This window comes from Curtobacterium sp. MCPF17_001 (genome assembly GCF_003234615.1).
GTDB lineage: Bacteria > Actinomycetota > Actinomycetes > Actinomycetales > Microbacteriaceae > Curtobacterium.
The window spans coordinates 137,005-159,301 of the sequence record NZ_QKSL01000003.1; the positions used below are offsets into that span (position 1 = coordinate 137,005).

Here is a 22,297-nt window from a genome sequence, read left to right on the forward strand (position 1 = left end):
CGGTCGCCCGTCGATCCACGTGCGTGACGCGACGACCGCCGGGGGACCGGTGCCGAGCCTCCCGGCCGTGGCCGACGGGGGTGGCGGACCGGGGGACGACGTCCCGGACCGCGGTCGACGCGGACCGACCCCCAGCAGAGAAGGACCCGCATGACCCTCGAACGCGAGGAACTCCGCGACGACTGGACCGTGTCCGCGGCTGAGGAAGGGGGACGCGGGAGCGTCCCCGACGTCGTCCGTGGCCGGGCGCTCACGGCGACGGTCCCGGGCCAGGTGCACACCGACCTCGAGCGCGAGGGGCTGCTGCCGGACCCGACTTCCGACCGCAACGAGGCGACGACGGCGTGGGTCGGGCAGACCGACTGGCTGTACCGCCGGACCGTCGACGTGGACCCGCGCGGGTTCGAGCGGGTCGACCTGGTCTGCGACGGCCTGGACACCGTCGCCACCCTGACCCTCGACGGCGTGCAGGTCGGCACGACGCGCAACATGCACCGGCGCTACCGGTTCGACCTGCTCGACATGACCGACGGCACGAACGCCAGCACCGACCGCGAACTCGAGATCCTGTTCGAGTCGCCGTACCGCGAGGCCGAGCGGGTCGCAGCGCGTGCGGGCACGATGCCGGGGCCGTACGACGAACCGTTCCCGTACGTGCGCAAGATGGCCTCGAACTTCGGCTGGGACTGGGGCCTGACCGCCGTCACGAGCGGGCCGTGGCGCCCGGTCGCCATCGAGCGCTGGTCCACCGCTCGGCTGCGTGACGTCCGGCCCCTCGTGGACGTCGAGGCCGGCGAGGGTGTCCTCGACGCGCACGTCGCGTTCGAGCGCTCCGGCATGAACGACCTGGACCAGGACGGCGAGGACGACGACCTGGTGCTCGTCGTCACGGTGTCGGGCCACGGGACGAAGCAGCGCTCGCGCGTCACCGTGACGCCGAAGGAGGACGAGGCCGTCGTGACGGTCCGGATCCCGGACGCCGAACTGTGGTGGCCCCGCGGGTACGGCCCGCAGCCGCTGTACGACGTCGAGGTGCACCTGCAGACCGTCGACGGCGACGTGCTCGATCGCTCGTCGTTCCGGACGGGCTTCCGCTCGGTGGTCGTCGACACGGCCGAGGACTCCGTCGGACGGCCGTTCGCGATCCGTGTGAACAGCACCGTCATCGACGTCCGCGGGGTGAACTGGATCCCGGACGACGTGATCGTCTCGCGGGTCACGAAGGAGCGGTACGCCGAGCGCCTCGACGCCGCCGTGGCCCTGAACGCGAACCTCGTCCGGGTCTGGGGCGGTGGTGTGTACGAGTCGCACGACTTCTACCAGCGCTGCGACGAGCTGGGGTTGCTCGTGTGGCAGGACTTCCTGTTCGCGTGCGCCTCGTACCCCGAGATCGAGCCGATCCGCAGCGAGGTCGTCGCCGAGGCACGGGACAACGTCGCTCGCCTGTCGCGGCACCCGTCGCTGGTGGTCTGGAACGGCAACAACGAGAACATCTGGCTGCACGACGCCGACGGCTGGGGCGAGGAACTCGGCGACCGCGGTTGGGGACTCGACTACTACCTGGACCTGCTGCCGACGATCGTGGACGCGGTGGACCCCTCCCGCTTCTACACGGTGGCCTCGCCCTGGTCGGGCTCCGAGTCGCTCGAACCGAACGACGTGGACCACGAGACGCACCACTCGTGGGACGTCTGGAACCGGGTGTCCGACGAGCACTACCGGGACTCGGTCCCGCGCTTCGTGGCGGAGTTCGGCTGGCAGGCGCCGCCCGCGTGGCGGACCCTGCGCGAGGCCGTGACCGACGAACCGATGACCCCGACGTCGCCGGGTGTGGTGCACCACCAGAAGGCCGACGACGGCATGGGCAAGTTGGCCCGTGGCCTCGAGCCGCGCTTCGGCGAGGGTTGGGAGTCGGACTTCGACCGGTGGCACTGGCTGACGCAGCTGCAGCAGTCCCGCGCCATCGCGACCGGCGTCGAGCACTGGCGGACGCACTGGCCGCGCAACACCGGCGTCATCGTGTGGCAGCTCAACGACCTGTGGTCGGTCTCGTCGTGGTCCGCCATCGACTCCGCGGGCCGCCGCAAGCCGCTCGCGCACGAACTGCGTCGCCTGTACGACGACGTGCTGGTGACGATCCGGCCGGTCTCGACCGTGGTCACCGCGGTGACGCCGCTCGCCCCGGGTACGGAGCGGGTCGACCGGTCGGGAGGCGCGCACCCGCCGACCGCGCAGCTGCCGGTCTCCGACACGGCCGGCTCCCCGATCGAGGTCGCGGTGCGCTCGTCGCGGAACGGCATCGACTCCGTCGTCCGGGTGCGGCGCATCGACCTCGCCGGGCAGATCCTGGCCGAGGAGTACCTGCCGGTGGTCCTCGACGGCCCCGGGGTCGCCGTGGTGCGCCTGCCGGCCTCCGTCGGCGTGGTCGCGGATGCGCGTGGTGAGCTCGTCGTGGCGGACATGGACTGGCGTCGTGCCGTCTGGACGCCCGCCCCGGACCGGGACATGCGCTGGCAGCCCGCGCACTACCGTGTGACGGTCTCGGACGAGCCGGACCGCTCCGGCGTGCGGATGGTCGTGGAGGCGGACTCGCTCGTTCGGGACCTGCTCGTCCAGCCGGACCGGGTGTCGCCGACGGGCACCGTCGACCGTGGGTTCATGACGCTCCTGCCCGGTGAGCGGGTGGAGTACCGCGTCGGCGGGGTGACGGGCGCGGACGCTGCGGCCCTGACCTCGGCGCCGGTGCTCTGGACGCTCGACCGGGTGCTGGCCGACTGACCCGGTTCCCGTGCGGGGTCCGCGCCACGAGCCTGGATGAACAGTGTCCGTTGCCGCACGCGTCTGGGCTTCCCGGGCAGCGGGAGTTAGCATGGACGGACAGCGGGACACCGCCGGGCCGGTCGACGATGACCGGGCAACGCGACCAGGCACACTGGTCGGACGGCGACCAGTTCCAGTACCGAAGGAGTCATCATGTTGCAAGGCCTCACCGGAGTCCACCTGGTGATCATCCTGGGCATCGTGCTGCTGCTGTTCGGTGCGACGAAGCTCCCGGCGCTCGCCAAGGGCCTCGGCCAGTCGATCAACGTCTTCAAGAAGGAGATGGACACCGACGACCGCAAGAAGACCGGAGCCGCCGCGCAGGACGCCACCGCGTACGACGCGAACGCGCCGGTGCACACCGCCGCCCCCGTCCAGCAGCCGACGGCGCAGTACCCGAGCTCCAACGGCGTGCAGCAGCCGGTCGTGAACCCCGGCCCCTCGACGCCGCCGAACGGCGACTCCCGCTCCCTCTAGACCGCCGTTCCCATCGGCATCCCGGCCCCGGGACCGACGACAGCCCCCGTGCGACGAGCACGGGGGCTGTCGTCGTGATCGGGCGACGCCCGGTTGCGCGGGGGAGCGGACGGACCACCGATGGGCGCATGATGGCTCCATGACGTCCGCCGCCGCCGCAGACCGCCCGGCGACAACAGCACCACTGCACGACGACCGCCGCCTGGTGCTCCTGGTGGCGATCCTGGCCTCGTTCGTCGTCGGACTGGACTCGAGCGTCGTGAACGTCGCCCTCCCCGCCATCCGGACGGAGCTCGGCGGCGGGCTGGTCGTCCAGCAGTGGACGGTGGACGCGTACCTCGTGACCCTGGGGTCGCTGATCCTGGTCGCCGGTTCGCTCTCGGACCTGTTCGGCCGGGTGCGCATCATCACGTGGGGCCTCGTCGTCTTCGGGATCGCATCGGTCATCTGCGCGATCGCGCCGTCCGGCGAGGTGCTCATCGTCGCCCGGGCGTTCCAGGGCGTCGGTGGTGCCCTGGTGACCCCGAGCGCGTTGGCGTTGATCGTCGCGGCCTTCCGCGGCGGCGCGCAGGCGAAGGCGATCGGGGCGTGGACGGCCTGGTCGAGTGCGGCGATGATCCTGGGCCCGGTCGTCGGCGGCGTCGTGGTGGACGGCATCGGGTGGCGGTGGATCTTCGTGCTGACCGCGATCCCCATCGCGGTGACGATCCCCCTCGTCCGGCGCATCACCGCCGAGGTCCGGGTCGGTGCGCACGCCCGGGTCGACCTCGTCGGGGCGGTGCTCGCCGTGGTCGGCGTCGGCGGGGTCGTGCTCGGGCTGATCGAGCAGGAGCGACTGGGGTGGGGTTCGCCGGTGGTCGTCGGCGCGCTCGTGCTCGGCGGGGCCGCCCTGGTGGCGTTCGTGCCGTGGGAGCTCCGGGTGAGCCGTGCCTCGGGGTCGCCGCTCGTGCCGCTCGGGCTCTTCCGCGCGCGGAACTTCACCGTCGGCAACCTCGCGACGCTCTCCATCTACGGGGCGCTCGGGATGGTGTTCTTCGTCGTGACCCTGTTCCTGCAGGAGGTCTGGGGCTTCCCGGCGTGGGTCGCCGGGCTGGCGACCCTGCCCCCGACCCTGATGCTCCTGGCGCTGTCGACCACCGTCGGGTCGCTCTCCGGCCGGTTCGGGCCACGCTGGTTCATGGCGGCAGGGCCGGCGATCGCAGCGGTCGGGGCGCTGCTCATGCTCCTCGCCGATGACGACCCAGCCGGGTACTGGTGGTCGGTCCTGCCGGGGCTCGTCCTGGTCGGCGCGGGCATCGCGACGATGGTCACGCCGCTGACGAGTGCCGTCCTCGGATCCGTCCCGCAGGACGAGGCCGGTGCGGGCTCGGCGGTCAACAACGCCATCGCGCGGATCGCGGGCCTCGTGACGGTCGCGCTCGCCGGAGTGTTCCTCGGCGGCGAGGTCAGTGTCGACGGACTGCACCGGGCGATGGTCGTGATGGCCGTGCTGCTGCTCGCCGGCGCCGTCGTCAGTGCGGTCGGGATCGTGGACCCGGACCGTCGAGGCTCCGACTCGTCCGCCTGACCAACCGTTCGAGGGGTCCGGCGCCGAGCCACCGACGCCACGGTGTCGCCAGCAGACCGGCGCCGACGATGACCAGGAGGGCCGCCGTCCACCCCGTGTGCCACCTTTCACCGGCAGCAGCGTCGAGCGCGGCGTGGACGACGATGTGCGCGGCGTAGACGGTCAGGGCGAGTGCCCCGACGGCACGGACCGGAGCGAGGAGGGCACCGGCGGGACGCGCAACGACGAGGCTGAGCGCGAGGACCGCCACCGCTACCCCGAGCGCCCCGAGCACCTCGGGTGTGGACCCGGCGTGCGGCTGCACGGAGGTGAGCCCGGCCCAGTCGATGCCAGGGTGCTCGAGTGTCCCACCGCCCTTCGGGACGAGGTGCGGTCCGGCATCCGGGAGGCCGCCGACCGCCCCGGCGCCGGACGTCGTACCGGATGCCGGCTCGCTCCCGCCGGCCGACCCGGCGGACGCCGACCCGCTCGGGCTCGCGGTGCCGGGCGGGAGTCCCAGGGCTGCCCGGGCGAGGACCCCGCCGCCGTAGCCGACGACCGCGGCGGTGATGCCGCCCGCGAGGAGGACCAGGTGCAGCCGGGTTCGTCGCAGGGGGAGTCTGCCGACCAGGAGTCCGACCAGCACCACGCCCCACCAGGGGATGCCCGGGTAGGCGCCGAGCAGGACACCGTGCACGATCGGGTCGTCGGCGTCGTGCAGCAGTGACCGGCCGATCGCGGTGCAGACCGGTCCGATGACCAGTGCTGTCGCCGCGATTGCCGCGACCGTCCGGGTGCGAGCGCGGAGGAGCGGGATCGTCGCCACGAAGCACCCCGCGTACGTGGGCAGGATCACCTGGACCGGGGTGTTGAGTGCGATGAGGAGCGACCCGAGGACGAACAGCGCGACCGCCCGGACCAGGACCCGCCGACGATGGACGACCAGGTCCGCGGCACCGGGGGCGCCCTCCGGGCGGGAACGGGTCATCAGGGTCAGGGAGACGCCGGCGCAGAGGGCGAAGAGGACCGCCGACCGTCCGTCGACGACCGCCGACCAGCTCTCGGGTCGCGTCCAGTCGAAGCCAGGGTGCGGCGGTCCGAGGTGCGCGACGACCATGCCGAGCACCGCCAGGCCACGGGCGAGGTCGAGCCCGTCCAGGCGGGTCGCGCGGTTGGCGGAAGCCCGGGCATGTGACGGCCCGTCGGGGGAGCGGTCAGGGGAACGGAGTGGACTCGGGGTCGAGCGGGCTCTCGGTGCGGTCATCTCCCCAGCACAGCGGGAGGGGTGTTTCGTCGGGGTTGCTCGTGACTGGCGGGAATGCGGTCGTTCCCCGTAAAGTTGAGTCATGTGGACTCAGGAAGCTCGTGGGGCGGTGCCTCCGTGAGCCGGACGGTCCGAGGACTCCGGTCCGGCTGGTGTGCGCCGGCCGACCCAACGACAACGCAACGGAAGGACGGAACGCATGGCGAACCTCCAGGGCGCTCCTGACTCGCAGGAGAAGCAGAAGACCGCCCTCGAACAGTACGGTGTCGACCTCACGGCGATCGCGCGGAGCGGCAAGCTCGACCCGGTGATCGGCCGCGACGCCGAGATCCGCCGGGTCTCACAGGTGCTGACCCGTCGGACGAAGAACAACCCCGTGCTCATCGGCGAGCCGGGCGTCGGCAAGACCGCCGTCGTCGAGGGGCTGGCGCAGCGGATCGTCGCCGGGGACGTGGCCGACTCCCTCAAGGACAAGCGGCTCGTCTCGCTCGACATCTCGGCGCTCATCGCCGGCGCGAAGTACCGCGGTGAGTTCGAGGAGCGGCTGAAGGCCGTCCTCAAGGAGATCAACGACGCCGACGGCCAGGTCATCACCTTCATCGACGAGCTGCACACCCTGATGGGCGCGGGCGGTGGCGAGGGCTCGGTCGCCGCGTCGAACATGCTCAAGCCGATGCTCGCGCGCGGCGAACTCCGACTCATCGGCGCGACGACGCTCGACGAGTACCGCGAGTACATCGAGAAGGACGCTGCTCTCGAACGGCGGTTCCAGCAGGTGTACGTGGGGGAGCCCAGCGTCGAGGACACCATCGCCATCCTCCGCGGGCTCAAGGAGCGCTACGAGGCGCACCACAAGGTGACGATCAACGACCAGGCGCTCGTCGCGGCCGCGGCCCTGTCCAACCGGTACATCGCCGGACGGCAGCTGCCGGACAAGGCGATCGACCTGATCGACGAGGCTGCGTCACGACTCCGGATGGAGATCGACTCGAGCCCCGTCGAGATCGACGAGCTCAAGCGGAGCGTCGACCGGCTGCGGGTGGAGGAGTTCGCCCTGAAGCAGGAGAAGGACGACGCCTCGAAGGCCCGGCTCGCCACCCTCCGCGACGACCTGGCCTCGCGAGGCGAGCGGCTCGCCGCGCTCGAGGCCCGGTGGCAGGCGGAGCGCGCGAACCTCAACCGCATCGGCGAACTCAAGCAGGAGCTCGACGACCTCAACATGCGGTCCCAGCGGGCGCAGCGGGAGGCTGACTACGAGCTGGTCTCGCGGCTCGAGTACGCCGAGAAGCCCCGGATCGAAGCCGAACTCGCGGCCGCCGAACAGGCCGAGCAGGGTGAGCGGATGGTGAACGACAGCGTCACCGACGAGGACATCGCCGCCGTGATCGCTCAGTGGACGGGCATCCCGATGGGACGTCTGCTGCAGGGCGAGACCGAGAAGCTCCTGCACCTGGAGACCGAGCTCGGCCGCCGGATCATCGGGCAGCGCACCGCGGTCGGCACCGTGTCGGAAGCGGTCCGCCGCACCCGTGCCGGCATCTCCGACCCGGACCGGCCGACCGGCTCGTTCCTGTTCCTCGGGCCCACCGGTGTCGGCAAGACCGAGCTGGCCAAGGCGCTCGCTGAGTTCCTGTTCGACGACGAGAAAGCACTCGTCCGCATCGACATGAGCGAGTACGGCGAGAAGCACTCGATCGCACGGCTGATCGGTGCCCCGCCCGGGTACGTCGGGTACGAGGCCGGCGGGCAGCTCACCGAAGCCGTCCGGCGCCGTCCGTACTCGGTGATCCTGCTCGACGAGGTCGAGAAGGCCCACCCCGAGGTCTTCGACGTGCTGCTGCAGGTGCTCGACGACGGACGGCTCACCGACGGGCAGGGGCGGACGGTCGACTTCCGGAACACGATCCTGATCCTCACCTCGAACCTCGGGTCGCAGTTCCTCACCGACAGCACGCTGACGCCCGAGCAGCGCGAGGACTCCGTCCGCGACCTGGTCCGGCAGGCATTCCGGCCGGAGTTCGTCAACCGCCTCGACGACATCGTGGTGTTCCAGGCGCTCACCCAGGACGACCTGGGGCAGATCGTCTCGATCTCGGTCGACCGGCTCGCCCGACGCCTGTCCGACCGACGGTTGGAGCTCGCGGTCACGCCGGCCGCGCGGACCTGGCTCGCCGAACGCGGGCACGACCCGGCGTACGGTGCCCGGCCGCTCCGCCGCCTCATGCAGCGGCAGATCGACGACCAGCTGGCGCGGGCGATCCTGGCCGGCGACGTCCGGGACGGCGACACCGTGCGTGTGGACGTCGCGGACGACGGCGAGGGCCTGCTGGTCGAGCCGTTCGCGGTCGGCGAGGTGGACGGGGTCGTCGCGGAGTAGCGACCGGGCCCGGCCGGTCCCTGAGACTGGCCCGGGCCCGCAGGCCTAGGTTCGGCACCATGCCGGAGATCCGCGCCCTGCGCCGCCTGACCGAATCCATCGAACACGCCAGCGTCCTCGACAAGGCCGTCGACCTCGACCGCAAGGTGGTGCGCGTGTTGGCTCGCCCCCGCGCACTGCGGCAGCTGCTGCACGGTGTCCCGTTCGGGCACCCGATCCACCCGCTCATGGTGCAGGTGCCGCTGGGCGCCTGGATCTCCGCGGCGGTCCTCGACCTGGTCGGCGGCCGCGGCAACGCGAAGGCCGCGAAGACCCTCGTGGGCGTCGGTGTCGTCTCCGCCGGCAGCGCGAGCGTCGCCGGCTACGTGGACTGGTCGGCTCTGGACCGCGAGCAGCTCCGGACCGGCTGGGTGCACCAGGCCGTGAACTGGGTCGGACTGACGCTCTACGGGTTCTCCTGGCTGCAGCGGAAGCGCGGCAACACCGGGGCCGGGAAGCTCCTGGGCTTCGCCGGACTCACGGTCGTCAGCGTCGGCGGGTACCTGGGTGGACACCTGTCCTACCGGCAGCGCGCCGGGGTCAGCCGCGACGGCGAGGTCCCCTACGAGGCCGACGGGGTGCCCGAGTCCGCGTGACCGGTCCTGCTGATCCACCCAGCGAACATGTAGCATTCCACCGTACGGTACCGCGATGCGCGTACTGGTGGTGGACGACGAGATCCCGCTTGCCGACCTGATCGTCCGGGGGTTGCGGCGGCAGGACATGGCCGTCGACGTGGCGTACCGCGGCGACGACGCCGACGAGCTCCTGTCGGTGAACGACTACGACGTCGTCGTGCTCGACCGGGACGTCCCGGGGATGCACGGCGACGAGGTCGCTCGACGGACCGCCGCCCGTGCTTCCCTCACCCGGGTGCTCATGCTCACCGCGGCGTCCACGCTCACCGATCGGGTGAACGGTCTCGAACTCGGTGCGGACGACTACCTGACGAAGCCGTTCGAGTACCCGGAGCTCGTCGCACGCGTCCGGGCACTCGGTCGGCGGAGCGTCGCGCCGGTGGCTCCCGTGCTCGAGCGGGACGGCATCGTGCTCGACTCGAGCCGGCGGATGGTCACCCGCGACGGGCGTCCGCTCGACCTGACGAGCAAGGAGCTCGGCGTGCTCGAGGTCCTGCTGCGAGCAGACGGGCGGATCGTCCCCGCCGAGGAACTGCTCGAGAAGGTGTGGGACGTGAACGTCGACCCGTTCACCGCGGCCGTGCGGGTGACGATGTCGAAGCTCCGGCGGAAGCTCGGTGCACCGGACCCGATCCGCACCGTGCCCGGCTCCGGGTACGCGCTGTGAGCCGTGTCGGGAGCATCCGGACCCGCACCGCGCTCGCGTTCGCCGTCACGTCCATGGCGCTCGCTACGGCCTCGATCACCGTCGTGAACCTCGGGTCGCAGGCATCGCTCGGACAGGTGGTGCTGGAGCGTCAGGCCGAGGGGAGCGGCGACCGACCGCTGCTGATCCCGGACGGCCCGCCCTCCGGCGCCGCGGGGCCGACCGGTCGGCTCGACGAGTCCGGTGCGTTCGACGGACTCGGTGGCATCGCAGCGGTGGCCGTCGTCGCCGACCTGCAGTGGCAGTGGACGGTGCTCGGGGTCGCCGGCGCCGGTGTCCTCGCCGGTGCCACCGGGTGGGTCCTCGCACGCCGGATGCTCGCGCCCGTCGACCGGATCGCCGCGACCGCCAGGCGGCTGTCCGCGTCGACGTTGCACGAGCGCATCGGCCTCACGGGACCGGACGACGAACTCCGACGGCTGTCGCGGACGATCGACGAGCTCCTCGACCGGCTCGAGGCCTCGTTCGCGAGTCAGCGACGGTTCGTGGCGCACGCCGCACACGAGCTCCGTACGCCACTCGCGGTCCAGCGGGCTGCGATCCAGATCGGTCTGCCCGACGACGCCGACCCCGACGACGTGTCGGTCGTCCGGACCGAACTGCTGGAGCAGAACCGCCGCACCGAGCACCTCGTGGACTCGCTCCTCGCGCTGGCCGAGGCCGAGCGCGACCTCGGCGGGCGGACGGTGCCGGTCGACCTGGCCGCGGTGACGGCCGAGGTCGTGGCGGCGCTCGCCGGGGCCGCGGCGGAGGCCGGGGTGACGCTGACCTGGCGGACGGCGGGGGGGCCTCCCGGCCGGCCGGTGCAGGCCGAGCCGGTCCTGCTCCGCCAGCTGCTGCGGAACCTGGTCGACAACGCCGTCGAGTACAACGTGCCAGGCGGGTCCGTCCGTGTGGAACTCGCGGCCGGGGTGCTGACCGTGGCGAACTCCGGGCCGTGGCTCGCGCCGGCGACCGTGGTGGCGCTGACCGAACCGTTCCGCCGGGCACCCGAGGCTGCCGCGTCCGATCATGCCGCGCGTGACGCCGTCGTGCCCGGGAGACGGCACAGCGGCCTCGGTCTGTCGATCGTGGCAGCGGTCGCGCAGGCGCACGGGTGGACGCTCGCGATCCGTCCCGGGGACACCGGCGGGTTGCTCGTCCGGGTCGACACCGGAGCGACGAGCGCCGGTGTTTCGTCGGTGTCTCCCGACGGGGACCGCTGACGAAACGGGCGGTCCGCTGTCCTGATGGCATGCGAACAACGAACCGACCTCCGACACGCGTCCTCACCGCCGCCGTCCTCGCGCTCGGCCTGGCCTCCGGGTTGACCGGGTGCGCCGGCGGTGCGCCCGCCTCCGACAGCACGACCGCTGCGTCTGGTCTCGGCGCACGGTGGGGCGACTGCATGCGGTCGGCGGGCTTCGACATCGAGGACCCCGGCGACGACCAGGTGCGCTCCGGAACGGTGATCTCCCCGCAGGGCGTCGACGAGGACCGCTTCGCCGGTGCTGCCGACTCGTGCGCCACCAAGCTGGGGGTGACCCGGGCCGACTCCGCAGCGAAGGACAGGTGGGCACGCGAGTACGACCAGGTCGCCTCCTGCGTCCGGGACGCCTACCCGGACTTCCCGGAGCAGCAGTCCGGCGCCCTCTCGTTCGACGAGGCGACCTACCCGCCGGCGGCCGAGCCGGAGTTCCAGCAGCTGGTCGACGAGTGCCTGCAGCGGTACTCGCCCGACACGAAGACGCAGGACGCCGGATGAGGCGGCGGACGCGGGTGATCGGCATCGCCAGCGCCTGCCTGGTCGGCGCGCTCGCCGTCGGCACCGCCACCTGGTCGGTCGCCACCGCAGCGGACGGTGCCGCGACGCGGGCGAGTGCTGCGCAGTCGGATGGGGACCGCCACGGCACGACGACGGTGCCGGTGGAGCAGGGCGACCTCGTCGAGACCCGGACCATCGCGGGCGCGCTCGGCTACGGCACGCCCACCTCGGTACCCGGGGCAGCGAGCGGCACGCTCACCTGGTTGCCGCAGCCCGGCCAGGTCGTCCACCGCGACGAACCGCTCTACGCCGTGGACGAGCGACCCGTCCGCGCCCTGTACGGCACGACACCGCTCTGGCGGTCGCTCCACGCCGGTGCCCGGGGCGCCGACGTCCGGCAACTCACCGAGAACCTGGCCGCCCTCGGGTACGACGTCCCCGCCGACGACGTGTTCGGCGCCCGGACCGGGGCCGCCGTCAACCAGTGGCAGCGGGACCGCGGGCTGCCCGTCACCGGGGTCGTGGACGGCGATCAGATCGCCTTCGTCGACGGTGCGGTGCGTGTCGCCTCGGTCGTGGGGCAACTCGGGCAGCCGGTCGGCGGCGACGTCCTGCAGGTGACGAGCACGCACCGTGTCGTCTCGGTGCGGGTCCCCGCGCGGGACGCCGGACAGCTCGGCGTGGGGAGACGCGTCCGGGTGCTCGTCAACGGCGCCGGCGGCGCGATGCCGGGGTCGGTCACCGACGCGACCCCGGCCGAGACCGAGGACGGCCGGGACGAGGTCGACGTCACCGTGGCGTTCGACGCCGGCGACCGACGGCTGCCCGCAGCGGCCTCGGCGCAGGTGGTCGCCGAGGGGCGGACCGAGCGGGACGTGCTCTCCGTGCCCGTCTCGGCACTGGTCGCCCGTGGGAGTTCGGGGTACGCGGTCGAGGTCGTCGATCGGGACGGGTCGGCCGAGCGGGTCCCGGTCGAGGTCGGTCTCGTGGCGGACGGGCGCGCGGCGGTCACGGGAGACCTGGACGAGGGTGCGCGCGTGGTGGTGCCCTCGTGAACGGTGCCGTGCCCGTCCTGCCCGTACCCGTACCCGTACCCGCACCGCCGGTGCCGGCCCGGTCCGGGTCGGACGCCGTGCTGGTGCTCACGGACGTCACCCGCACACACGGCGAGGTCCGGGCGCTCCGCGGCGTCTCGCTCCGGATCGACCGCGGCGAACTCGTCGCCGTGGTCGGACCCTCCGGTTCGGGGAAGTCCACGATGCTCAACGTCATGGGCACGCTCGACCGTCCGACCTCCGGCAGGGTGGAGGTCGCAGGCCGGGACGTCGGCGCGATGACGGACGACGCGCTCTCCGCCCTGCGCGCCGAGCACATCGGTTTCGTCTTCCAGCACTTCCACCTGCAGGCCGGAGCCAGCGCCGCCGAGAACGTCGCGGACGGGCTGCTCTACACGGGCACACACCGGCGGGAGCGGATGCGGCGGGCCGTGACGGCGCTGGAGCGCGTCGGCCTGGGACACCGGACCGACCACCTGCCGAACCAGCTCTCCGGTGGCGAGCGCCAGCGCGTCGCGATCGCGCGGGCGATCGTCGGGGAACCGACCGTGCTGCTGGCGGACGAGCCGACCGGGGCCCTCGACACGGCCTCCGGCACCGCGGTCCTCGGCGTGCTGCGGGAGCTCAACGCCGTCGGCACCACGGTGGTCGTCATCACCCACGACCGGGAACTCGCCGCGGTCCTCCCACGGCAGGTCCGGATGCGTGACGGTGCGGTGGAGGACGACTCCGGTGCGCACGACACCGGCCCACGTGACGCCGGCCCACGCGACACCGGCTCAGGTGACGCCGGCCCACGCGACGCCCCGGCGGGTCCCGTCGAGCTCGCCCCCGCGATCGGGGCCGACCGATGACCGCCGGCCCCGCGACGGCCACGCGACGCACCCTGGGCTCCGGCGACCTGCTCCGCCTCGGGGTGTTCGGGCTCCGGACCCGTCCGACCCGGGTGGTCCTGTCCGCCCTGGGCATCGCCATCGGCATCGCGGCGATGATCGCGGTCGTCGGCATCTCCTCGTCGAGCAAGGCCGCGCTCGACCGGGTCCTCGACGCGCTCGGCACGAACGTGCTCACCGTGACGAAGGCCGAGTCGTTCGGCGAGACACCTCCGCTCCCGGTCACCGCAGTCGACTCGGTCCGTCGGCAGGAGGACGTGCTCGCCGCAGCGGGGGTCGGCCGGGCCGACGACGGCCGGGTGTACCGGAACCCGTTCATCCCGCCCGCCGAGACGAAGGGCATCGGCGTGCTGGGGACCTGGGGAGACGTGCCCGAGGTCCTCGGCGGGTCGCTGGCGTCCGGGCGCTGGCTCGACACGGCTCCGGACGCACCGCCGCAGGTCGTGCTCGGAGCGTCCGCGGCACACGCGCTCGGGATCGACCAGGTGACGACGGACAGTCGCGTCTGGACCGGTGGCCGATGGCTGCAGGTCGTCGGGGTGCTCCGGCCGCTGGAACTCGCGACCGACCTCGACAACCAGGCTTTCGTGCCGCGGGACCTCGCGGCGGAGCTGGGCTTCGACGGGCACCCCACCGCCGTGTACACCCGCGTCGACCCGGATCGGGTGGCCCCGGCGCGCGACCTGCTCGCCCGGGTGGTCAGTCCGGCAGCCCCCCAGGACGTCGCGGTCACCCGACCCTCGGACGCGCTCGCCGCGAAGAACGCCACCGACGACTCCTTCACGGGCCTGCTGGTCGGGATCGGTGGGGTCGCGCTCCTGGTCGGCGGGATCGGCGTCGCGAACACGATGGTGATCACCGTGCTGGAGCGTCGGGCCGAGGTCGGCGTCCGCCGTGCGCTCGGAGCGAGACGGCGGGACATCCGGAACCAGTTCCTCGTCGAGTCGCTGCTGCTGTCGTTCCTCGGCGGTGTCGCCGGGGTGGTGATCGGGCTCGGCGCCACCGTCGTCTTCGCTCTGGCGCAGGGCTGGCCGATCGCGGTGCCGCTCTGGGCGGTCGCCGGCGGACTCGGCGCGACGGTGCTGATCGGCGGGGTCTCCGGGCTCTACCCGGCCGCGCAGGCCGCGCGGATCCCACCGACGAGCGCGCTCGCAGCAGCCTGACCGGACGACCGCGACCCGACTGCCGGACGCGACGGTCTGGAGGCCCGGTGCCGGTTCGGCGGACCGGCACCGGGCCTCCTTCCCGTGTTGGGATCATGTTGGTTTCAGTACAGAACAGTTGCGTTCGAGTGGGTTTGCTGCGTATAGTGCTCGAAACCCACGGGAACGAAGGAGTTCGGGCATGTACGCAACCGAGCGGCACGACGCCATCGCCGCCGCACTGCAGACCGCCGGCCGCGTGTCCGTCACCGACCTCGCCGCGCACTTCGACGTCACCACCGAGACCGTCCGCCGTGACCTGGACGCCCTCGAGCAGGCCGGGGTCCTGCGCCGCGTGCACGGCGGCGCGGTCTCGGTCGAACGGTCCAGCCTCGTCGAGCTGAGCGTCGCCGAACGCGAGGGGCAGCACGGCCGGGAGAAGACCGCGATCGCCCGCGCCGCGATGCGCCTGGTGCCGCCCACCTTCACCGGGTCGATCGCGCTCGACGCCGGCACCACCAGCGGTGCCGTCGCCGCGGAACTCGCCCGGTGGCAGCCCGAGCGGGCCGGAGCGACGATCACCGTGATCACGAACTCGGTCCCGATCGCCAGCACCCTGCAGCACAGCGACCACGTCGAGCTGCACCTGCTCGGCGGTCGGGTCCGTGGCGTCACGAGTGCCGCCGTCGGGACCGCCACCGTCGACCAGATCGGGGCACTCCGACCCGACGTCGCGTTCATCGGGACGAACGGGTTGTCCGCGGGCTTCGGCCTGAGCACACCCGACGAGTACGAGGCCGCGGTGAAGGCCGCGTACGTCCTCGCCGCCCGACGCAGCGTGGTGCTCGCCGACGCCGCCAAGCACGGGGTGGAAGCCCTGATGCGCTTCGCCCGCCTCGACGAGATCGACACCGTCGTCACCGACCAGGCGCCGCCCGCCGACCTCGCCGGAGCACTCGCCGACGCCGACGTCGAGGTCGTCGTCGCATGACCGGCCGCATCGTCACCGTCACGCCGAACCCCTCGCTCGACCGGACGATCGAACTGGCCGGGGAACTCCAGCGTGGTGCCGTGCAGCGGGCCACCCGTTCCACGGCGGAGCCCGGCGGCAAGGGCGTCAACGTCTCCCGGGTCGTCGTCGCCAGCGGCGGGGACACCGTCGCGGTCCTGCCGGGCGACGAGCTCGACCCGGTGCTCGTCGGCCTGGCCGCCAGGGGCATCCCGACCGCCGCGCTGCCGATCGGTGCCGCGCTCCGCTCGAACGTCACCGTGACCGAACCGACCGGGACCACCACGAAGCTCAACGAGCCGGGTCCTTCGCTCGCCGGGCGCCTGGACGACCTGGCGGAACTCGTCGCCACCACCGCGGGGCCGACGCCGACCGGTCCGGCCGCCCGGTGGGTCGTGTTCGCCGGGTCCCTGCCGCCCGGGCTGCCCGACGACGCCCTCGCGGTGCTCGTCCGCGCCGTCCGCGCCCGGCACGGCGACGACGTCCGGATCGCGGTCGACTCCTCCGGCGTGCCGTTCACCGCGCTGCTGCAGTCCGGGGAACGGGTCGACCTGGTCAAGCCGAACGCCGAGGAGCTCGCCGAGGTCGTCGGCGGCGACCCGGAGCAGTACGAGCAGGACCCGGAGCGCGCCGCAGCTGCAGCCGCACGCCTCCGGGAGCGCGGCGTCGACACGGTCCTGCTCACGCTCGGCAGCGCGGGCGCCGTCCTCGTCGACGGCACCGGTTCCTGGAGCGCCGCCGCCCCGCGCATCACGGCACGCTCCACGGTCGGTGCGGGGGACTCGGCGCTCGCCGGGTACCTGCTCGCCGAGGTCGCCGGAGCCCCGCCCGAGCGTCGACTCGCCCAGGCCGTCGCCACCGGTGCCGCCGCCGCCGGACTGCCCGGCAGCGACGTCCCGGCACTCGACGCCACCGACCCGGACGCGATCGTCGTCCACCGCCTCGGCACACCGCCGACACCGGCCGGGCACCGCCCGTCCGTCCCCGTCCCGGACGGCGCCTGACCACACGGTCCGTCGTCCCGTCGGTCCGGCCACGACCTCGGTCCCCGGGCCGGGCCGGTCCGGTCAGGTCCGATCACTCATCCCACCAGCACAGCCCGGCGCACCGCGCCACCTGCGAAGGAGCAACCCATGTCCGCTGCGCACAGCACCGGCACCAGCACAGGCGACAGCGCCGGCGACGGCGCCGACCTGATCGGTGTCGACCTCGTCGGCCTCGACGAGGACCTCGGCGCCACCTCGTCCGACGTCATCCGCGTCCTCGCCGACCGCATCGCCGCGACCGGTCGAGCCGCCTCCGGTGACACCCTCGCCGCCGACGCGATCGCCCGCGAGGCGAGCGTCGGCACCGGCGTCCCCGGCGGCATCGCCATCCCGCACGCCCGGTCGACCTCGGTCACCGCTCCCACGCTGGCGTTCACCCGCCTGGCGCGGACGGTGCCGTTCGGTGCACCGGACGGCGACGCCGACGTCGTCTTCATGATCGCGGTGCCGGACGGCGCCGACAAGGACCACCTCACCGTCCTCTCCACCCTCGCCCGGGCGCTGATCCGCGACGACTTCACGGCCGCCCTCCGCGCCGCGACGACACCGCAGGACATCGTCGACCTGGTCGACCGCGAGGTGAGCGGCGAGGTCGCCGCAGCCGGCGTCGGCACCGCTGGACGAGCCTCCGGTACCCCGGCCGGCACCGCCACCGCCACCGGCCAGGAGGCCCGCCCCACGGCCGGCGCGGACACCCACGTCGTCGACAGCGACACCTCCGGCACCGGCGGGCGCCGCAAGGTCATCGTCGGGGTCACCGCGTGCCCGACCGGCATCGCGCACACCTACATGGCCGCCGACGCCCTGGTCGCCGCCGCCCAGCGCGCGGGCGCCGAGATGCACGTCGAGACGCAGGGGTCGTCCCAGGTGGAGCCGCTCGACCCGGCCCTCATCGCCCGCGCCGACGCCGTCGTCTTCGCGGTCGACGTGGACGTCCGCGACCGCAGCCGCTTCGCCGGCAAGCCGCTCGTGTCCGGCCCCGTCAAGCGCGGCGTGGACGAGCCGGACGCGATGATCGCCGAGGCCCTCCGCGCCGCCGACGACCCCAAGGCCGCCCGGGTCTCCGGCTCCGCCGCCGAGGCCGGTACCAGCACCGCGAAGGACGAGCACTTCGGGCAGTCGCTGAAGCGCTGGCTGCTCACCGGCGTCTCGTACATGATCCCGTTCGTCGCGGGCGGCGGGCTCCTCATCGCGCTCGGCTTCCTGCTGTCCGGCTACGGCATCGCACTGACGCACGGCGACGACGGTGTCAACAACGCCGTGTGGACGCTGCAGCACTCCACGCTGCTCGACCTGCCGGCGCAGGGCCTCGGGTACTACCTCGGCGCTGCGGCGTTCCAGATCGGCTCGGTGTCGCTCGGGTTCCTCGTGGCCGCCCTCGCCGGGTACATCGCGTACGCGATCGCCGACCGGCCGGGCATCGCGCCGGGCTTCGTCGCCGGGTCCATCGCCGTCTTCATGAACGCAGGGTTCCTCGGCGGCCTGGTCGGTGGCCTCATCGCCGGTGCCGCCGCCTACTGGATCGGTCGCATCCCGACGTGGCGCTGGCTGCGTGGGCTGATGCCGGTCGTGATCATCCCGCTGTTCGCGTCGATCATCGCCTCCGGCCTCATGCTCCTGGTGCTCGGCGGGCCGATCGCCTGGCTGATGACCCAGCTGACCGAGTTCCTCAACTCGCTCTCCGGAGCCTCGGCGGTGCTGCTCGGGATCATCCTCGGCCTGATGATGGCCTTCGACCTCGGTGGCCCGGTCAACAAGGTCGCCTACGCGTTCGCCGTCGCCGGACTCGGTGCCGGTTCCGCCAGCAACGTCGTGCCGTTCGAGATCATGGCCGCCGTGATGGCCGCCGGCATGGTCCCGCCGCTCGCCCTGGCGCTCGCCTCGACCGTGCTGTACCGCAACGGCTTCACCAAGCCCGAGCGCGAGAACGGCAAGGCCGCGTGGCTGCTCGGCGCCTCGTTCATCTCCGAGGGTGCGATCCCGTTCGCCGCCGCCGACCCACTGCGGGTCATCCCGGCGTCGATGGTCGGCGCTGCCGTCACCGGAGCGATCTCGATGGCCGCCGGTGTCACCTCGCGGGCGCCCCACGGTGGGATCTTCGTCTTCTTCGCGATCGGTGGCATCGGGATGTTCATCGTGGCGGTCCTGGCCGGGACGGTCGTCTCCGCGCTGGTCCTCGTGGCGCTGAAGAAGTGGGTGCGCCGGGCGCCGGCGGTGACGGATGCTGCCGCCGCCCAGGCGGCCTCGGCCGGCGAGACGGTCGGGCAGCGCGCACCGGTCGCGGTGTAGCCGCACCACCTGACGGACGGGAGGCCCGGTGCCAGCTGGCACCGGGCCTCCCGTCCGTCACGTGCTGGTGGGGACACGAGCGGCGGGACACTCCCGGAGGCTGACGCCGAGTGGTCGCGAAGCGTCGTTCTGGAGGCTCGAGAACGACAGTTCATGACCACTCGGCGGAGGTGAGCGGGGTGTCGCCACCGGTGGGCGCGCCCCGCAGGCAGCCGGACTACATCGCGATGTTCGCCGTGACCGCGTCGATGTAGGCGGCGCGCTCCTCGCGGGAGTGCGGGCGGCCCGGGACGCCCGGGCGCTCCTCCCACGGCAGCGGCCCGGACTCGTGGCGGTACTCCACCCCGAGGGCGTCGAGGCGGGTCAGGTGCTCGGTCAGGCGCTCCCGGAAGTCCGCGACGTCCCGCGGCCCGGCGACGTCCGCCGACCAGAGTGCCTCGGACAGCGCGACCACGCGGGGGAACAGCTGGTAGTCGAGCCGTCGGACGGTGTCGACGTGCTCGGTCCACATGTTCGCCTGGCCGCCGATCACGTGCGCCCGCTCGGCCTCGGTCAACGACGACGGCACCGGGTCGAACGCGTAGACGTCGTCGACGGTGAGCACGATCGACACCGGGATCGGCTCGTTCGGCAGGTCGCTCTGCCGGTAGTCCAGGTACACCTGGTCGTCCGGGGTGGAGATGACGTCGTGCCCGCGACGGGCCGCGGTGACCGCTCCGCGCATGCCGCGCCAGGACACCACGGTCGCCGACTGGGAGAGCGTGCCGCCCTCGAGGATCTCGTCCCAGCCGAACGCCCGTCGCCCGTGCGACTCGATGTGTGCCGCGAGCTGTCCGACGATCCAGGCCTGCAGCTGCTCCTCGTCCTCGAGCCCGAGCTGCCGGATGCGCTCCTGCGTCCGCGGGTCGTCCTCCCACTGGTCCTTCGGGCACTCGTCGCCGCCGAGTCCGATGTAGGCGGACGGGAACAGCGCGACGACCTCGTCGAACACGTCCTCGAAGAACTGCACCGTGCTGTCGTCGGCGTTGAGGACGTCGTGCGCCACGCCCCACTCCGTCCAGACCTCGACCCGACGTTCCGGATGGACGCCGAGCTCCGGGTACGCGGCGAGGGCGGCGCGGACGTGCCCGGGCGTCTCGATCTCGGGCACGACGGTCACGAAGCGGTCCTCGGCGTAGGCGACGATCTCGCGGATGTCGTCCTGCGTGTAGAAGCCGCCGTGCGGACGGCCGTCGTACCCGGCGACCTGCAGCACCCCGTCGGCGTCGGGGACGTGCGCGCCGACCTGGGACTCCCGGCGCCAGGAGCCGACCTCGGTGAGCCGCGGGTACTTCTTGATCTCGATGCGCCAGCCCTGGTCCTCGGTGAGGTGGAAGTGCATGCGGTTGATCCGGTGCGCGGCGAGCTGGTCGATGACGCGCAGCACCTCGGCCTTGGTGCGGAAGTGCCGGGCCACGTCGAGCATGACGCCGCGCCAGGCGAACGCGGGAGCGTCCTCGACGACGGTCGCCGGCAGCGTCCACGCCGCGGTGCGGACCTGTCCTCGGCGGTACACGTCGGCGGGCAGCAGTTGCAGCAGCGCCTGGACGCCGTAGAACACCCCGGCAGCGCCGCCGCCCTCGACGGTGACGGCGTCCGGCGTGACGGTCAGGCGGAACGACTCCTCGCGGTCCTCGCCCGGTCCGGCGGGCAGGTCCTCCGGCGTCGCGGTGATCCGCAGGGCGATCACCGGCGCGTCGGAGTCGTCGGCGCCGGACAGCGGCAGCCGCGTGGAGGCTCGGAGCACCTGCTGCAGGTACTGTGCGGTCGACTCGGTGGCGGGCTCGGCGCTGATGCGCGTGCGCTCGTCGATGGTGAAGGTGCCGGACGAGTCGTTCCGGGATCGCGGTCGGGGGATCAGCATGTCGGTTCCACCATTCCTCAACGGTCTTTCGTAATGTGGAGATTATGGCGACGCACTCGAGCATGTCAACGATCGGCAGCTCCCCGGCCCTGCTCCGCAGGATGAACTCCCGCGCGGTCCTGGCCGAGTTGTTCCGGGCCGGACCCGACGTCGGGGACCCGGGGCGGGCCTCCCGGACGGTCACCGAGCTCGTCGCCGCCGTCGGTCTGACGCGGCCCACCGTCGAGGCGGCCCTGACCGACCTGGTCGCCGAGGGGTGGGTCGAGGAGCTCAAGGCCGTCGCCACCCCCAACCGCGCCGGACGACGAGCTCGACGCTTCCGCATCGACGCGCGATCCGGACTGGTGCTCGGCATCGACCTCGGCCTGCACGCCGTCGTCGGCGTCCTCGCCGACCTGCACGGCGACCCCGTCGCCCGCACCGAGCAGTTCGCCCCCACCCTGGCGCCGATCGAACAGGCCGTGGCCGCGGTCCGCGAGGTCGTCGACCGCCTGGTCGGCACCCTGCCGCCCGGACGGCTGCTCGCGGTGACCGTCTGCGTGCCCGCGATCATCGACCGCACCGGCCGGATCGTGCACACGGTCGCCGCGCCCGAGTGGCAGAGCGAGGGCATCACCGAGCGCATCGCCGCACTGGTCCCCGACGCGGTCACCGTGTTCGAGAACGACGCCAAGGCAGCGGCCCGCGCCGAGGCCGCCTGGGGCCGCCTGCACGGCGTCCGCGACGGCCTGCTCCTGGTGATGGGACGACAGATCGGCGCGGCACTGGTCGTCGGGGGCGCGGTCGCGCAGGGAGCCCACGGAGCCGCGGGCGAGGTCGGCGGACTCGCCGCGACCGGGTGGCCGGGTGCGGCGCGCGCCCTGGAGGCCCGGACCGGTCCCGGCACGGGCCCGACGTCCCCGGGTGGTCGCGGTGGCAGCGCCCTGGCGGGCGGGTCCGGCGCCGCACTGGGCGTGGAGGACGGGCGGGCCGCGGTCCGTGCGCTCGCCGCGGACGTGGCACCCGGGGTCGCGCAGCTCGTGGCGGCCGTGGACCCCGAGGTCGTGGTCGTCGGTGGCGAGGTGCTGCCCGACGGTGAGGAGTTCTGTACCGCCCTGGCCGCCGAGCTCGAGCGGTTGCCGGGCCTCGGCGTCCCGGGCGCCCCGGCGGTGGCGGTGGTGCCGTCCGGCCTCGGGCGCGACGCGGTGTCGCGGGGAGCGGTGGCGCGGTCCCTGGCGACCGCGCGGGCCGAGCGGCTGGGGCTCGGCGCGGGGCTGCACGCCGGCGTCGCCTGACCGGGCAGCGCCGCGACGGTCTGGGTGGGCGCGGCGGCCTGGGCGGACGGGGCGGGCGCGGCGGCCTGGGCGGTC

At 73.1% G+C, this 22,297-nt stretch carries 17 protein-coding genes; 15 read left to right on the forward strand and 2 right to left on the reverse strand.

Annotated features, from left to right (window positions below):
- Positions 1-150 precede the first annotated feature (150 nt).
- The 3 genes from DEJ24_RS04580 (at position 151) to DEJ24_RS04590 (ending at position 4,864) form a co-directional block, all read left to right on the forward strand.
- Positions 151-2,778, forward strand: coding sequence for a glycoside hydrolase family 2 protein (locus tag DEJ24_RS04580; protein WP_111077474.1), 2,628 nt, complete (start codon positions 151-153; stop codon positions 2,776-2,778).
- Between the two features lie 195 nt (positions 2,779-2,973).
- Complete coding sequence (locus tag DEJ24_RS04585) at positions 2,974-3,297, forward strand: twin-arginine translocase TatA/TatE family subunit (protein ID WP_111077475.1); 324 nt, start codon at positions 2,974-2,976, stop codon at positions 3,295-3,297.
- A gap of 139 nt (positions 3,298-3,436) precedes the next feature.
- Positions 3,437-4,864: an MFS transporter gene (locus DEJ24_RS04590; RefSeq protein WP_111077476.1), complete on the forward strand. Its 1,428-nt coding sequence runs from the start codon at positions 3,437-3,439 to the stop codon at positions 4,862-4,864.
- Here DEJ24_RS04590 and DEJ24_RS04595 read toward each other — a convergent pair.
- A complete protein-coding gene (locus DEJ24_RS04595) occupies positions 4,809-6,107 on the reverse strand; it encodes a heparan-alpha-glucosaminide N-acetyltransferase domain-containing protein (RefSeq protein ID WP_181436520.1) in 1,299 nt (432 codons plus the stop codon). The genes DEJ24_RS04590 and DEJ24_RS04595 overlap by 56 nt on opposite strands.
- A 199-nt stretch (positions 6,108-6,306) precedes the next feature.
- Between DEJ24_RS04595 and DEJ24_RS04600 the strand changes: the two genes are divergently transcribed.
- The 11 genes from DEJ24_RS04600 to DEJ24_RS04650 all read left to right on the forward strand — a co-directional run bounded on the left by DEJ24_RS04600 (position 6,307) and on the right by DEJ24_RS04650 (position 19,045).
- Positions 6,307-8,484 (forward strand): ATP-dependent Clp protease ATP-binding subunit, encoded by a 2,178-nt coding sequence (locus DEJ24_RS04600; RefSeq protein ID WP_111077478.1) that lies wholly within the window; start codon positions 6,307-6,309, stop codon positions 8,482-8,484.
- A gap of 59 nt (positions 8,485-8,543) precedes the next feature.
- Positions 8,544-9,119 (forward strand): DUF2231 domain-containing protein, encoded by a 576-nt coding sequence (locus DEJ24_RS04605; protein ID WP_111077479.1) that lies wholly within the window; start codon positions 8,544-8,546, stop codon positions 9,117-9,119.
- Positions 9,120-9,174: 55 nt separating this feature from the next.
- Complete coding sequence (locus tag DEJ24_RS04610) at positions 9,175-9,828, forward strand: response regulator transcription factor (protein WP_111077480.1); 654 nt, start codon at positions 9,175-9,177, stop codon at positions 9,826-9,828.
- A complete protein-coding gene (locus DEJ24_RS04615; RefSeq protein ID WP_111077481.1) occupies positions 9,825-11,072 on the forward strand; it encodes a HAMP domain-containing sensor histidine kinase in 1,248 nt (415 codons plus the stop codon). Before DEJ24_RS04610 ends, DEJ24_RS04615 begins: the two co-directional genes overlap by 4 nt.
- A 29-nt stretch (positions 11,073-11,101) precedes the next feature.
- Positions 11,102-11,611 (forward strand): hypothetical protein, encoded by a 510-nt coding sequence (locus DEJ24_RS04620; protein ID WP_111077482.1) that lies wholly within the window; start codon positions 11,102-11,104, stop codon positions 11,609-11,611.
- Entirely contained in the window at positions 11,608-12,666 is a 1,059-nt protein-coding gene (locus tag DEJ24_RS04625) for a peptidoglycan-binding protein (protein ID WP_111077483.1), read from the forward strand. Before DEJ24_RS04620 ends, DEJ24_RS04625 begins: the two co-directional genes overlap by 4 nt.
- 8 nt (positions 12,667-12,674) lie before the next feature.
- Complete coding sequence (locus DEJ24_RS04630; protein ID WP_309147004.1) at positions 12,675-13,520, forward strand: ABC transporter ATP-binding protein; 846 nt, start codon at positions 12,675-12,677, stop codon at positions 13,518-13,520.
- A complete protein-coding gene (locus tag DEJ24_RS04635) occupies positions 13,517-14,722 on the forward strand; it encodes an ABC transporter permease (protein WP_111077484.1) in 1,206 nt (401 codons plus the stop codon). Before DEJ24_RS04630 ends, DEJ24_RS04635 begins: the two co-directional genes overlap by 4 nt.
- A gap of 181 nt (positions 14,723-14,903) precedes the next feature.
- Positions 14,904-15,692, forward strand: a complete 789-nt coding sequence (locus DEJ24_RS04640; protein ID WP_111077485.1) for a DeoR/GlpR family DNA-binding transcription regulator — start codon at positions 14,904-14,906, stop codon at positions 15,690-15,692.
- Positions 15,689-16,714: a 1-phosphofructokinase family hexose kinase gene (locus tag DEJ24_RS04645; RefSeq protein WP_111077486.1), complete on the forward strand. Its 1,026-nt coding sequence runs from the start codon at positions 15,689-15,691 to the stop codon at positions 16,712-16,714. Before DEJ24_RS04640 ends, DEJ24_RS04645 begins: the two co-directional genes overlap by 4 nt.
- Positions 16,715-16,843: 129 nt before the next feature.
- A complete protein-coding gene (locus tag DEJ24_RS04650; protein WP_111077487.1) occupies positions 16,844-19,045 on the forward strand; it encodes a fructose-specific PTS transporter subunit EIIC in 2,202 nt (733 codons plus the stop codon).
- Positions 19,046-19,262: 217 nt separating this feature from the next.
- On the opposite strand, the gene DEJ24_RS04655 is transcribed toward DEJ24_RS04650, so the two are convergent.
- Entirely contained in the window at positions 19,263-20,948 is a 1,686-nt protein-coding gene (locus DEJ24_RS04655) for a beta-N-acetylhexosaminidase (protein ID WP_111077488.1), read from the reverse strand.
- Positions 20,949-21,010: 62 nt separating this feature from the next.
- Here DEJ24_RS04655 and DEJ24_RS04660 point away from each other — a divergent pair, with 62 nt between their 5' ends.
- A complete protein-coding gene (locus DEJ24_RS04660) occupies positions 21,011-22,222 on the forward strand; it encodes an ROK family protein (RefSeq protein WP_181432819.1) in 1,212 nt (403 codons plus the stop codon).
- Positions 22,223-22,297: the final 75 nt, after the last annotated feature.